This is a genomic window from Spiroplasma endosymbiont of Melieria omissa, from assembly GCF_964031175.1.
GTDB classification, from domain to species: domain Bacteria; phylum Bacillota_I; class Bacilli_A; order Mycoplasmatales; family VBWQ01; genus Spiroplasma_E; species Spiroplasma_E ixodetis_A.
This window is the reverse complement of record NZ_OZ035012.1, coordinates 1586793-1600008: the sequence shown is the minus strand read 5'-3', so window position 1 is coordinate 1600008 and position 13216 is coordinate 1586793. Positions and strand designations below refer to the sequence as shown.

Genomic DNA, 13216 nt, shown 5'->3' with positions numbered 1-13216 from the left:
TTTTAAAAAATCTTCTTGTTTATTTTTATCTCTTTGTTCATATAGAAAAGTTTTTTTTATATGTATAATTTAGTTTTTTAAAATAGTTATAAACTGTTTCTTTAGTCATATTTCCAAATTTATCAATTACTTTTTGAACTGTAACATCTTTATTTTCTGCTAAATAATTTTTTAATTCATCTAAATCCTTTATTTTGTGGCTATGTCCTTTTTGATAATTCAAAATTGGTTTTATATGCCCAGTTTCTTTTTTTCTTTTTCTTCATAAAAATAAAGTCTTTCTAGTGATATTGAACACTTTACAAATTTCTTTAATTTTCATATTTTTACTTTCATAAGCTTCTATTACTTTTCTTCGTAAGTCTTCACTGTATGGTTTTGGCATAATTTAATCTTCCTAATCTATTTTAATTATTGCTGAATTGTACTTTTAAATTCAAAAACTGTTTAAATTACATATTATTATTTTACATTATTTATGAGTAAATATTACTTTAGTTAGCTATATAATTAATAGTATAGGTCTCACAAAATAAACACCTTTAATTTAGGCCTTATTTTGCATTTATAAGCATACTTGTAAAAATAATCAAAAATAGTACAATTTATAAGTAAAATTAAAAAATAAAGGAGTAATTTAATGAATCCAGAATTTTTAAAATTAGTTAAAGTTGATTTTATGCATGGTGTAGAAGAGCCTTGATGCAATAACCAAGGAGTTGCGATATTACCTTATGTTATTAAAAACAATGAATATTATTATTTACTAGTTAAAGAAAATAATCCATTATTTAAAGATAAAGAAATTAGTGAATATGGTACTATCACTGGAGGTCTTGAAAATCTTGACCCTTATCAAACAGTAATTAATGAAATGTTAGAAGAAACTGGAATTGATGTTAAAAATGATAAATCAAAAATTTATTATTTAGGTAAACATTATGCAAATAAATCAAGTACAAAATTATGATATTTTTTTTCTATAGATTTAACAATGTTGAATTTGAATTTAACAAAAACATACAAAGGTAATGGTGATGGAACAGAAGCAGAAAAAGACATCATTGCAAAATTTATAAGTTATGAAAAAATTTGCCAATCTAATGATTCTTTATGTTTAGCAATTTTTGGTAACTGAACTTCTAGAAAAAAAATAATAAAAGAAAAAGCAAAACAACTATTTAATTTTAAAAATGACATATTATCTGATAAGTTTTTAACTGGAATTCATATTAATGAAATTGACGAAGAAAACCCAGAATTAATAAATGAATTTTTACTTATAGAAAATCGACAAGAATTTTTGAAACTTGAAGAAGATTTAGACAATAGTATATTTGATAAACTGCAAAGATTAAGAGATGAAATGTTAATTTCACATTCATCAAATTTACATGAAGATTTGAAATTACAAGCTCATAAATTTTACCATAAAAATAAAAATATTTTTCAAGAATCTGAAGAAATAAATAAATTAGGTGATGAATATTGTTCAGTTCCAGAAATTTATGAAATAAATTCAACTGCACCTCATTTATAAAAAAGGAGTAATTTAATATGAAAACATGAATAAAAACAAATTTAAGTAAAATAACATTAGCATTAGCACTAACTGGTGCTACAACTGGAACAATAGGATTAATCATGGGGGGGAATGCTTACCCATAATGTTAGTGGAGTTAAATATTTTTTAACTCCACATAAACAAGTTGAATGAGGTGTTCAAACTATTTGGACAACTAATCCTAATGATACTTTAAAAAAAAGATTATAAATTTGAGTTATATTTTGCAGATGAACCATTAAGAAGAAAATTTGATATATCTTTTCAAAATTGATATTATAGTACAGATATAGTATGAAATGGTAAATATCCTAATGGATATTTTAATAAATAATTTATATCTCTAAGTTAATATAAGAAATATTTTCATTATATTTATCAAATAAATTAATATTTTGTAAGTTTATTTCTTGTTTATCAGTAATTAAAATTAAATCATAATTACCAGCACCAAAAATGCCACTGATTTCAATCCGATTTAAATTATTAATCGGATTTTCAATTTGTAATTCAAATTCATTAAAATTATCAATTTGAGAAATTTCTTTATAAAATTCTAATTTAGAAAATAATTGAGATTTATTTGAACCATATAAATTTAAAGCATTTTCATTTTTCATTTTTCCAATAATTGCTCTTGTAAAATATTTACCATATTCACCATTTGCTAATGTCCAGTCTGCTGGAATTAATGAAGGTATATTATTACTTTCTAGTTCATTAGTTATAGATAGTCAGTTAAATTGATTATCATCTAGTTTGCATAATTCATTTTGACTAATATCATTGTTTTTTTAATTTAATATTATTTATATATAGCTAACTAAAGTAATATTTACTCATAAATAATGTAAAATAATAATATGTAATTTAAACAGTTTTTGAATTTAAAAGTACAATTCAGCAATAATTAAAATAGATTAGGAAGATTAAATTATGCCAAAACCATACAGTGAAGACTTACGAAGAAAAGTAATAGAAGCTTATGAAAGTAAAAATATGAAAATTAAAGAAATTTGTAAAGTGTTCAATATCACTAGAAAGACTTTATTTTTATGAAGAAAAAGAAAAAAAGAAACTGGGCATATAAAACCAATTTTGAATTATCAAAAAGGACATAGCCACAAAATAAAGGATTTAGATGAATTAAAAAATTATTTAGCAGATAATAAAGATGTTACAGTTCAAAAAGTAATTGATAAATTTGGAAATATGACTAAAGAAACAGTTTATAACTATTTTAAAAAACTAAATTATACATATAAAAAAAACTTTTCTATATGAACAAAGAGATAAAAATAAACAAGAAGATTTTTTAAAAGAAATAGCTAAAATAATGAATGAAGATTTAGTATATATTGATGAATCTGGAATTGATGATAATGAATTTTATAAATATGGTTGATCTGAAAAAGGTAAAAGATTATTTGATAATAAACCCGCATATAAAATAAAGAGAATGAGTATAATTGGTTCACTAAATAAAGGTAAATTAAAAGCCTTATGAGCATTTGAAGGACATTGCAATAGTAAAATTTTTGAATCATATGTTAAAAATAAACTAATTCCAGTATTAAAGCGTGGACAAATTATAGTTTTAGATAATGCAACGTTTCATAAATCTAAATTAACACAACAATTAATTGAAAATGCTGGATGCAAACTATTATTTCTTCCGCCATATTCTCCTAATTTAAATCCAATTGAACATTTTTGATTTGCTATAAAACATAATATAAGAAAAATATTACCAAATTATTGACCAAATATTAAAAAAGCGATTGATTTTGTTTTTGAAGATATGAGTAAACATTACTTTAGTTAGCTATATGTAAAATCAAAATATACAGATTTTAATATTACTTTTATATCTTTATACTGTCAAATATCATTTTCGCTAGGTTGTATTGGACCTGATTGTAATTCAAAATAATATGGCAATAAAATTTTATTATCATCATTTAATCCTTTATTTATTGATAATGATGAATAAATATAGCTAACTAAAGTAATATTTACTCATAAATAATGTAAAATAATAATATGTAATTTAAACAGTTTTTGAATAGACTTACTGCATAACGTTTTTAAGTTTTAATGATAAATTATAAAATCCTGCAATTAAATTAAATCTTAAAAATATTCGTTTTCTACCTTTTCTAAATTTATAACCAATAATTTTAAAACATTTTAAAAATGCAAAAACATGTTCAATTTTTCTGCGAGTTTTATTAATAATCTTATTAAAAATTTTAATTTTACTTGTTTTAGGATTATTTTTACTAGTTTTAATGGGTAAAAATGTATTACTATGAATTTTTTGTAAACCTTGATAACCTTTATCTGCAAGAATTACAGTTTCTGACAAAAATTCTAACTTTGAATTTTTAAAAGTTTTAAAATCATGATTTTTACCAGTATCAGGAAAAATATTTAAAATTTCATTAGTATGTGCATTAATTATGGTTTGAAACTTAACAGTATGCATTCATTTTTTGCCAGAAAATCAATCTTTTTGATTATATTTTGGTCGTTCTGTTTCTACTTCTGTTACATCAATTATCAAAATTTTATTTTTGAATTCTTCTTTTTAAAAAAATATTTTTATTTGTTAAATTATTAAACTTATTATTATTTATTAAAATGTCTTCAATTGAACGAATATTTCGTAAAGCAGTAGTATCAACCATATCATACTCAGCACCAATACTATGATATGTACGATTTTCATATAAATATCTTAAAGTCATTACTAGTCTATCTTCTATTGACATTTTATATGGCCTTCCACCAGTGGTATTTTTTAGATTTTGATGATCTAATAAAATATTTAAAATTTCATTAAAAACTAGTTTATTAATACCAACTATTTTACGAAAATATTGATCCGGTTTATCTTTTAATTCAAAATATGTCATAAAATTTATCCTTAACTATTCAAATTTTATTTTAATAATAACAAAAAAATGAAAAGTTAACTAGTTATGCAGTAAGTCTAATTTAAAAGTACAATTCAGCAATAATTAAAATAGATTAGGAAGATTAAATTATGCCAAAACCATACAGTGAAGACTTACGAAGAAAAGTAATAGAAGCTTATGAAAGTAAAAATATGAAAATTAAAGAAATTTGTAAAGTGTTCAATATCACTAGAAAGACTTTATTTTTATGAAGAAAAAGAAAAAAAGAAACTGGGCATATAAAACCAATTTTGAATTATCAAAAAGGACATAGCCACAAAATAAAGGATTTAGATGAATTAAAAAATTATTTAGCAGAAAATAAAGATGTTACAGTTCAAAAAGTAATTGATAAATTTGGAAATATGACTAAAGAAACAGTTTATAACTATTTTAAAAAACTAAATTATACATATAAAAAAAACTTTTCTATATGAACAAAGAGATAAAAATAAACAAGAAGATTTTTTAAAAGAAATAGCTAAAATAATGAATGAAGATTTAGTATATATTGATGAATCTGGAATTGATGATAATGAATTTTATAAATATGGTTGATCTGAAAAAGGTAAAATATTATTTGATAATAAACCCGCATATAAAATAAAGAGAATGAGTATAATTGGTTCACTAAATAAAGGTAAATTAAAAGCCTTATGAGCATTTGAAGGACATTGCAATAGTAAAATTTTTGAATCATATGTTAAAAATAAACTAATTCCAGTATTAAAGCGTGGACAAATTATAGTTTTAGATAATGCAACGTTTCATAAATCTAAATTATACATATAAAAAAAACTTTTCTATATGAACAAAGAGATAAAAATAAACAAGAAGATTTTTTAAAAGAAATAGCTAAAATAATGAATGAAGATTTAGTATATATTGATGAATCTGGAATTGATGATAATGAATTTTATAAATATGGTTGATCTGAAAAAGGTAAAAGATTATTTGATAATAAACCCGCATATAAAATAAAGAGAATGAGTATAATTGGTTCACTAAATAAAGGTAAATTAAAAGCCTTATGAGCATTTGAAGGACATTGCAATAGTAAAATTTTTGAATCATATGTTAAAAATAAACTAATTCCAGTATTAAAGCGTGGACAAATTATAGTTTTAGATAATGCAACGTTTCATAAATCTAAATTAACACAACAATTAATTGAAAATGCTGGATGCAAACTATTATTTCTTCCGCCATATTCTCCTAATTTAAATCCAATTGAACATTTTTGATTTGCTATAAAACATAATATAAGAAAAATATTACCAAATTATTGACCAAATATTAAAAAAGCGATTGATTTTGTTTTTCAAGATATGAGTAAACATTAATTTAGTTAGCTATATATTTTGATAACATAGTAAATATTTGTTTAAATATTTTAACTTGTGATAAATTAACATAATTTGGATAATCTAACTCTCATTGCCTAAATAAGTTGGTAATTACTTCATCGGGTTTTTGACCTTCAAATTTTTTTCTTAATTCTGCTATTTTATTTTTTGGTTTACCTTTATCATCATAATCTGCACCTTCGAAATTTCTATTATAGTTATATGTATAACTTAACATATCTAATAATAATTTTTGTAAACTATCAATTGTTGGTGCATCTTTTATTTCAATTTCTATACTTTTAAATCTATTATTAGTTGCAAGATAAACATATCATCTGGATGGGTTACACTTTATTGGACACTAATTACGTAGACAAGTGAACAAATTATTGTAGAAACTAAACCAATAATCAATCAATCTGGATAAGGTAATTTTAAATATACGTGACTGGCCATAGTTATAATTCCAAGTACACACAAAATACCAGCAACTCCATAACCAATAATTTTTAATACTATATTTTCTAATAATATGATATTTTTTTCTGAAAAATTTTGATTCATAATTGGTAATGTTTAGTAATCTGTGTAACTTACAAAAATAACTATGTTTAATTAATTCTAGTAAATATAATTAAATGACTAGAAAGAGTGAGTTACAGATGGCTAAAAAACAAAGTATTAATAATAATGATCCAATATCAAAAGCAGTAGATTTATTACTAGAAAATACTGAAGATTTAACAACAGTATTTAAAGAAGGAGGATTATATAAAGAATTAACAAAAAGATTAGTAGAAAAGATGTTAAATTCTGAAATGCAAAATTATTTAGGGTATGAAAAAAATCAACATAGTAATAGTGAAAATGCTCGTAATGGTATAAGTTCAAAAAAATTAATAACTCAACAAGGTAAAATTGAAATTAATGTACCAAGAGATCGTAATAGTGATTTTACTCCTGTAATAGTTGCAAAAAGACAGAGAAGATTTGATGGCTTTGATCAACAAGTTCTTTCACTATATGCCAAAGGAATGACTTTATCAGATATTAGAATGCAGTTGCAACAGTTATATCATGGTGCAGATATTAGTGAAAGTGTTATTAGTCAAATTACTGATGATGTGATATAGCTAACTAAAGTAATGTTTACTCATATCTTGAAAAACAAAATCAATCGCTTTTTTAATATTTGGTCAATAATTTGGTAATATTTTTCTTATATTATGTTTTATAGCAAATCAAAAATGTTCAATTGGATTTAAATTAGGAGAATATGGCGGAAGAAATAATAGTTTGCATCCAGCATTTTCAATTAATTGTTGTGTTAATTTAGATTTATGAAACGTTGCATTATCTAAAACTATAATTTGTCCACGCTTTAATACTGGAATTAGTTTATTTTTAACATATGATTCAAAAATTTTACTATTGCAATGTCCTTCAAATGCTCATAAGGCTTTTAATTTACCTTTATTTAGTGAACCAATTATACTCATTCTCTTTATTTTATATGCGGGTTTATTATCAAATAATCTTTTACCTTTTTCAGATCAACCATATTTATAAAATTCATTATCATCAATTCCAGATTCATCAATATATACTAAATCTTCATTCATTATTTTAGCTATTTCTTTTAAAAAATCTTCTTGTTTATTTTTATCTCTTTGTTCATATAGAAAAGTTTTTTTTATATGTATAATTTAGTTTTTTAAAATAGTTATAAACTGTTTCTTTAGTCATATTTCCAAATTTATCAATTACTTTTTGAACTGTAACATCTTTATTTTCTGCTAAATAATTTTTTAATTCATCTAAATCCTTTATTTTGTGGCTATGTCCTTTTTGATAATTCAAAATTGGTTTTATATGCCCAGTTTCTTTTTTTCTTTTTCTTCATAAAAATAAAGTCTTTCTAGTGATATTGAACACTTTACAAATTTCTTTAATTTTCATATTTTTACTTTCATAAGCTTCTATTACTTTTCTTCGTAAGTCTTCACTGTATGGTTTTGGCATAATTTAATCTTCCTAATCTATTTTAATTATTGCTGAATTGTACTTTTAAATTCAAAAACTGTTTAAATTACATATTATTATTTTACATTATTTATGAGTAAATATTACTTTAGTTAGCTATAGATGATGTCAAGGCGTGGCAAAATCGACCATTAGAAAGTATTTATTCTATTGTTTATTTTGATTGTATAGTAGTTAAAGTACGGCAAGATAAACGCATTATTAACAAATCAGTTTATATAGCATTAGGAGTGGATTTAGAAGGCAAAAAAGATGTTTTAGGTTTATGAATTAGTGAAAATGAAGGTTCTAAATTTTGACTAGCTAATTTTACAGAAATGAAAAATCGAGGCTTAAATGATATTTTGATTGCTTGTAGTGATAATTTAACAGGCATGTCAGAAGCAATACAAGCAGTTTATCCTAAAACTGAACATCAATTATGCATAGTTCATCAAATTAGAAATAGTTTAAAATATGTTTCATACAAACATCGAAAAACCTTAGTTGCAGATTTAAAACCAATTTATAGTGCATGTAGTGAAGAACAAGCAATGCAAGCTTTAGAATCATTTGAAAGTAAATGAAATAAACAATATCCGCAAATTACTAAATCTTGATATAAAAATTGAGATAATTTAATGGTTTTTATTAGTTATCCACCAGAAATTAAAAGAGTGATTTATACTACAAATGCTATTGAATCTGTTAATAGTCAATTACGAAAAGTTATCAGAAATAAAAAAGTTTTTCCTAATGATATGGCAGTTTTCAAAATATTTTACTTAGCAATTGAAAATATAACAAAAAAATGAACAATGCCCATTCAAAATTGAAATACAGCAATTGCTCATTTTATGATAAAATTTGAAGATAGAATTAATCTGAACTAGTAACTTTGTAAAACAAAGATACACAGATTACATAAAAGCCTCGTACATTCATATTACTATTTTTTAAAAAATATTTCAACTAAAATACTTAATTTTAAAAATTACTAAAATAAATTTAATATTTATACACAATAAAAATACTTAACTTATTAAGTATATGTAAAGTACTTATTTTTTATTAAAATATTTTTAATTAGAAATTTTTATATAAAATTATGTTTCTAAATTTATCTTATTACATTTAAAAATAACCATTTTAATATAAATTGAAATATTATATGTTCTATTACCAAGCATTTCTTTTAAAACATGTCAAATATTAGTTTCTGTAAAACAACCAATATTTCACTTTGCACCTTGATTTTCAATACCTTCTTTATTATTTTTAAAGTATTGTTTTTTTAATTTTTTATGATTATCTAATTGATTATATAAATAGTTAATTAATTGTTCATATTGACCATTATTAATTAAATATTTACAATGATTATATTCTTCTAAATTTTTTTCTTTATTTCCAGCCATTATTCCAAGATATAATGTTCTAATTAAATGAAATTTATCTAAAACAAACTTTGCACCTAAATAATCAGCAACTTCTTTAATTCATCCTGCACTATCACCACAAATAATAATTTTTGCTTGTTCAATATTTTCATAAAATTTTTGACAATGTTTTTTAACAAATTCAGCAGTTTTTTTAACTCCAATTGGAGTTCTTGTTTTTCTTATAATTGCTTTTACTCTTTTATTTTGTACTTTGTGATTAATATTATCTGTATATGTTACTATTAATCGCATAGAATGTTTTGTACCTTTACGTTTAAAATTTCAAAATTTTCGATGACCATCATCAATTGCTACAAAAATAGGTTGATTTTTTTCTAATTTTACTTTTACTGGATTTGCTTCAACTATTTCAAAATTTTTAAAAACTCTATGAACACTACTAACACTAATACCTGCTTTTTTACAAATAGCACAAATATCACGATATCTTTTTCCATCTGCAAAATTTTCAATAATAGTATCTTCAATATCTTCACCAATTCTTTTATATTTAGGTAATTGTAGTATTTCATCAACTAAACAAACACGAATTCATTTTTGTAATTCTTCATTAAAATATTCATAAATTCTTCTTTTATAAGTTACCATTCCATATAATGTTTTTCTAGTTCGATATTGATAGTCAACAATTTTATATTTCTTTTTATCTCTTGTTTTAAATATTTTTCTATCTCATTTTTCTCATTTATTTTTAAAATTTTCGATAATTAATTTATCAATTTTAGGATATTGTTCTTTATAATTTCATTTATAATTAAAATCCATATTAAAATTCATTTTTTCTTCTAACTTTTTTTAAATTTTAAATTTATTGTAAATATATTTAAAAAAATAATTTACTTTAATATTATAAACATATATAAGTGTAATTTTAACTAAAATAAAAATTATTTAAAAAAATCCTTTCATATTTGCTATATAATAAACAAGTTACATATAATTAATAGTATAGGTCTCACAAAATAAACACCTTTAATTTAGGCCTTATTTTGCATTTATAAGCATACTTGTAAAAATAATCAAAAATAGTACAATTTATAAGTAAAATTAAAAAATAGAGGAGTAATTTAATGAATCCAGAATTTTTAAAATTAGTTAAAGTTGATTTTATGCATGGTGTAGAAGAGCCTTGATGCAATAACCAAGGAGTTGCGATATTACCTTATGTTATTAAAAACAATGAATATTATTATTTACTAGTTAAAGAAAATAATCCATTATTTAAAGATAAAGAAATTAGTGAATATGGTACTATCACTGGAGGTCTTGAAAATCTTGACCCTTATCAAACAGTAATTAATGAAATGTTAGAAGAAACTGGAATTGATGTTAAAAATGATAAATCAAAAATTTATTATTTAGGTAAACATTATGCAAATAAATCAAGTACAAAATTATGATATTTTTTTTCTATAGATTTAACAATGTTGAATTTGAATTTAACAAAAACATACAAAGGTAATGGTGATGGAACAGAAGCAGAAAAAGACATCATTGCAAAATTTATAAGTTATGAAAAAATTTGCCAATCTAATGATTCTTTATGTTTAGCAATTTTTGGTAACTGAACTTCTAGAAAAAAAATAATAAAAGAAAAAGCAAAACAACTATTTAATTTTAAAAATGACATATTATCTGATAAGTTTTTAACTGGAATTCATATTAATGAAATTGACGAAGAAAACCCAGAATTAATAAATGAATTTTTACTTATAGAAAATCGACAAGAATTTTTGAAACTTGAAGAAGATTTAGACAATAGTATATTTGATAAACTGCAAAGATTAAGGGATGAAATGTTAATTTCACATTCATCAAATTTACATGAAGATTTGAAATTACAAGCTCATAAATTTTACCATAAAAATAAAAATATTTTTCAAGAATCTGAAGAAATAAATAAATTAGGTGATGAATATTGTTCAGTTCCAGAAATTTATGAAATAAATTCAACTGCACCTCATTTATAAAAAAGGAGTAATTTAATATGAAAACATGAATAAAAACAAATTTAAGTAAAATAACATTAGCATTAGCACTAACTGGTGCTACAACTGGAACAATAGGATTAATCATGGGGGGGAATGCTTACCCATAATGTTAGTGGAGTTAAATATTTTTTAACTCCACATAAACAAGTTGAATGAGGTGTTCAAACTATTTGGACAACTAATCCTAATGATACTTTAAAAAAAAGATTATAAATTTGAGTTATATTTTGCAGATGAACCATTAAGAAGAAAATTTGATATATCTTTTCAAAATTGATATTATAGTACAGATATAGTATGAAATGGTAAATATCCTAATGGATATTTTAATAAATAATTTATATCTCTAAGTTAATATAAGAAATATTTTCATTATATTTATCAAATAAATTAATATTTTGTAAGTTTATTTCTTGTTTATCAGTAATTAAAATTAAATCATAATTACCAGCACCAAAAATGCCACTGATTTCAATCCGATTTAAATTATTAATCGGATTTTCAATTTGTAATTCAAATTCATTAAAATTATCAATTTGAGAAATTTCTTTATAAAATTCTAATTTAGAAAATAATTGAGATTTATTTGAACCATATAAATTTAAAGCATTTTCATTTTTCATTTTTCCAATAATTGCTCTTGTAAAATATTTACCATATTCACCATTTGCTAATGTCCAGTCTGCTGGAATTAATGAAGGTATATTATTACTTTCTAGTTCATTAGTTATAGATAGTCAGTTAAATTGATTATCATCTAGTTTGCATAATTCATTTTGACTAATATCATTGTTTTTTTAATTTAATATTATTTATATATGTAAAATCAAAATATACAGATTTTAATATTACTTTTATATCTTTATACTGTCAAATATCATTTTCGCTAGGTTGTATTGGACCTGATTGTAATTCAAAATAATATGGCAATAAAATTTTATTATCATCATTTAATCCTTTATTTATTGATAATGATGAATAAATATAGCTAACTAAAGTAATATTTACTCATAAATAATGTAAAATAATAATATGTAATTTAAACAGTTTTTGAATTTAAAAGTACAATTCAGCAATAATTAAAATAGATTAGGAAGATTAAATTATGCCAAAACCATACAGTGAAGACTTACGAAGAAAAGTAATAGAAGCTTATGAAAGTAAAAATATGAAAATTAAAGAAATTTGTAAAGTGTTCAATATCACTAGAAAGACTTTATTTTTATGAAGAAAAAGAAAAAAAGAAACTGGGCATATAAAACCAATTTTGAATTATCAAAAAGGACATAGCCACAAAATAAAGGATTTAGATGAATTAAAAAATTATTTAGCAGAAAATAAAGATGTTACAGTTCAAAAAGTAATTGATAAATTTGGAAATATGACTAAAGAAACAGTTTATAACTATTTTAAAAAACTAAATTATACATATAAAAAAAACTTTTCTATATGAACAAAGAGATAAAAATAAACAAGAAGATTTTTTAAAAGAAATAGCTAAAATAATGAATGAAGATTTAGTATATATTGATGAATCTGGAATTGATGATAATGAATTTTATAAATATGGTTGATCTGAAAAAGGTAAAATATTATTTGATAATAAACCCGCATATAAAATAAAGAGAATGAGTATAATTGGTTCACTAAATAAAGGTAAATTAAAAGCCTTATGAGCATTTGAAGGACATTGCAATAGTAAAATTTTTGAATCATATGTTAAAAATAAACTAATTCCAGTATTAAAGCGTGGACAAATTATAGTTTTAGATAATGCAACGTTTCATAAATCTAAATTATACATATAAAAAAAACTTTTCTATATGAACAAAGAGATAAAAATAAACAAGAAGATTTTTTAAAAGAA

At 22.1% G+C, this 13216-nt stretch carries 19 protein-coding genes and 2 pseudogenes; 11 read left to right on the top strand and 10 right to left on the bottom strand.

Translation table 4 applies throughout. The annotated features are described in order from the left end of the window. Positions 1 to 25: 25 nt before the first annotated feature. On the bottom strand, positions 26 to 385 hold the full coding sequence (locus ACQH26_RS10550) for a helix-turn-helix domain-containing protein (protein ID WP_425381863.1): 360 nt from the start codon (positions 383 to 385) through the stop codon (positions 26 to 28). Between the two features lie 255 nt (positions 386 to 640). On the opposite strand from ACQH26_RS10550, the gene ACQH26_RS10545 reads away from it, so the two are divergent. Further along, positions 641 to 1540 carry a hypothetical protein gene (locus ACQH26_RS10545; RefSeq protein ID WP_425382459.1) on the top strand — a complete coding sequence of 300 codons (900 nt, stop codon included), beginning with the start codon at positions 641 to 643 and terminating at the stop codon, positions 1538 to 1540. A 359-nt stretch (positions 1541 to 1899) separates the two neighbouring features. Here ACQH26_RS10545 and ACQH26_RS10540 read toward each other — a convergent pair whose 3' ends face one another. After that, positions 1900 to 2184, bottom strand: coding sequence for a hypothetical protein (locus tag ACQH26_RS10540; RefSeq protein WP_425382457.1), 285 nt, complete (start codon positions 2182 to 2184; stop codon positions 1900 to 1902). 316 nt (positions 2185 to 2500) lie between these two features. Between ACQH26_RS10540 and ACQH26_RS10535 the strand changes: the two genes are divergently transcribed. Together ACQH26_RS10535 and ACQH26_RS10530 are read left to right on the top strand one after the other, a co-directional pair. Beyond that, positions 2501 to 2860 carry a helix-turn-helix domain-containing protein gene (locus ACQH26_RS10535; RefSeq protein WP_425382031.1) on the top strand — a complete coding sequence of 120 codons (360 nt, stop codon included), beginning with the start codon at positions 2501 to 2503 and terminating at the stop codon, positions 2858 to 2860. Positions 2861 to 2900: 40 nt separating this feature from the next. Next, a complete protein-coding gene (locus ACQH26_RS10530) occupies positions 2901 to 3389 on the top strand; it encodes an IS630 family transposase (protein ID WP_425382141.1) in 489 nt (162 codons plus the stop codon). Between the two features lie 246 nt (positions 3390 to 3635). Here the strand turns inward: ACQH26_RS10530 and ACQH26_RS10525 are convergent, their stop codons facing one another. Both ACQH26_RS10525 and ACQH26_RS10520 read right to left on the bottom strand, forming a co-directional pair. Continuing rightward, complete coding sequence (locus ACQH26_RS10525) at positions 3636 to 4130, bottom strand: transposase family protein (protein ID WP_425381872.1); 495 nt, start codon at positions 4128 to 4130, stop codon at positions 3636 to 3638. A 4-nt stretch (positions 4131 to 4134) separates the two neighbouring features. Then, positions 4135 to 4482 (bottom strand): transposase family protein, encoded by a 348-nt coding sequence (locus ACQH26_RS10520; protein ID WP_425381897.1) that lies wholly within the window; start codon positions 4480 to 4482, stop codon positions 4135 to 4137. Positions 4483 to 4613: 131 nt separating this feature from the next. Here ACQH26_RS10520 and ACQH26_RS10515 point away from each other — a divergent pair, with 131 nt between their 5' ends. From ACQH26_RS10515 to ACQH26_RS10505, 3 genes are all read left to right on the top strand, one after another. Then, positions 4614 to 4973: a helix-turn-helix domain-containing protein gene (locus ACQH26_RS10515; protein WP_425381863.1), complete on the top strand. Its 360-nt coding sequence runs from the start codon at positions 4614 to 4616 to the stop codon at positions 4971 to 4973. Positions 4974 to 5013: 40 nt separating this feature from the next. Further along, positions 5014 to 5316: a transposase gene (locus ACQH26_RS10510; protein WP_425382461.1), complete on the top strand. Its 303-nt coding sequence runs from the start codon at positions 5014 to 5016 to the stop codon at positions 5314 to 5316. 71 nt (positions 5317 to 5387) lie between these two features. Beyond that, positions 5388 to 5867, top strand: coding sequence for an IS630 family transposase (locus tag ACQH26_RS10505; RefSeq protein WP_425382307.1), 480 nt, complete (start codon positions 5388 to 5390; stop codon positions 5865 to 5867). Between the two features lies 1 nt (position 5868). On the opposite strand, the gene ACQH26_RS10500 is transcribed toward ACQH26_RS10505, so the two are convergent. Continuing rightward, positions 5869 to 6108, bottom strand: coding sequence for a hypothetical protein (locus tag ACQH26_RS10500; RefSeq protein ID WP_425382455.1), 240 nt, complete (start codon positions 6106 to 6108; stop codon positions 5869 to 5871). Positions 6109 to 6224: 116 nt separating this feature from the next. Beyond that, positions 6225 to 6437 (bottom strand): hypothetical protein, encoded by a 213-nt coding sequence (locus ACQH26_RS10495; RefSeq protein ID WP_425382454.1) that lies wholly within the window; start codon positions 6435 to 6437, stop codon positions 6225 to 6227. Between the two features lie 98 nt (positions 6438 to 6535). On the opposite strand from ACQH26_RS10495, the pseudogene ACQH26_RS10490 reads away from it, so the two are divergent. Further along, positions 6536 to 7003 (top strand): annotated as a pseudogene (locus ACQH26_RS10490) (transposase); the annotation flags it as partial. A 3-nt stretch (positions 7004 to 7006) separates the two neighbouring features. Here the strand turns inward: ACQH26_RS10490 and ACQH26_RS10485 are convergent. Both ACQH26_RS10485 and ACQH26_RS10480 read right to left on the bottom strand, forming a co-directional pair. Next, positions 7007 to 7495 carry an IS630 family transposase gene (locus ACQH26_RS10485; RefSeq protein ID WP_425381862.1) on the bottom strand — a complete coding sequence of 163 codons (489 nt, stop codon included), beginning with the start codon at positions 7493 to 7495 and terminating at the stop codon, positions 7007 to 7009. A gap of 40 nt (positions 7496 to 7535) precedes the next feature. Beyond that, positions 7536 to 7895, bottom strand: a complete 360-nt coding sequence (locus ACQH26_RS10480) for a helix-turn-helix domain-containing protein (RefSeq protein ID WP_425381863.1) — start codon at positions 7893 to 7895, stop codon at positions 7536 to 7538. Between the two features lie 119 nt (positions 7896 to 8014). Here ACQH26_RS10480 and ACQH26_RS10475 point away from each other — a divergent pair. Beyond that, positions 8015 to 8788, top strand: a pseudogene (locus tag ACQH26_RS10475) (IS256 family transposase); the annotation flags it as partial. 213 nt (positions 8789 to 9001) lie between these two features. Here the strand turns inward: ACQH26_RS10475 and ACQH26_RS10470 are convergent. Beyond that, positions 9002 to 10135: an Mbov_0401 family ICE element transposase-like protein gene (locus ACQH26_RS10470; RefSeq protein ID WP_425382462.1), complete on the bottom strand. Its 1134-nt coding sequence runs from the start codon at positions 10133 to 10135 to the stop codon at positions 9002 to 9004. Positions 10136 to 10428: 293 nt separating this feature from the next. On the opposite strand from ACQH26_RS10470, the gene ACQH26_RS10465 reads away from it, so the two are divergent. Continuing rightward, positions 10429 to 11328: a hypothetical protein gene (locus tag ACQH26_RS10465; protein ID WP_425382459.1), complete on the top strand. Its 900-nt coding sequence runs from the start codon at positions 10429 to 10431 to the stop codon at positions 11326 to 11328. A gap of 359 nt (positions 11329 to 11687) precedes the next feature. Here ACQH26_RS10465 and ACQH26_RS10460 read toward each other — a convergent pair whose 3' ends face one another. Next, positions 11688 to 11972, bottom strand: a complete 285-nt coding sequence (locus ACQH26_RS10460) for a hypothetical protein (RefSeq protein WP_425382457.1) — start codon at positions 11970 to 11972, stop codon at positions 11688 to 11690. Between the two features lie 482 nt (positions 11973 to 12454). Here ACQH26_RS10460 and ACQH26_RS10455 point away from each other — a divergent pair, with 482 nt between their 5' ends. Continuing rightward, positions 12455 to 12814, top strand: a complete 360-nt coding sequence (locus tag ACQH26_RS10455) for a helix-turn-helix domain-containing protein (protein WP_425381863.1) — start codon at positions 12455 to 12457, stop codon at positions 12812 to 12814. A gap of 40 nt (positions 12815 to 12854) precedes the next feature. After that, positions 12855 to 13157 (top strand): transposase, encoded by a 303-nt coding sequence (locus ACQH26_RS10450; RefSeq protein WP_425382461.1) that lies wholly within the window; start codon positions 12855 to 12857, stop codon positions 13155 to 13157. The last annotated feature ends 59 nt before the right edge of the window (positions 13158 to 13216 follow it).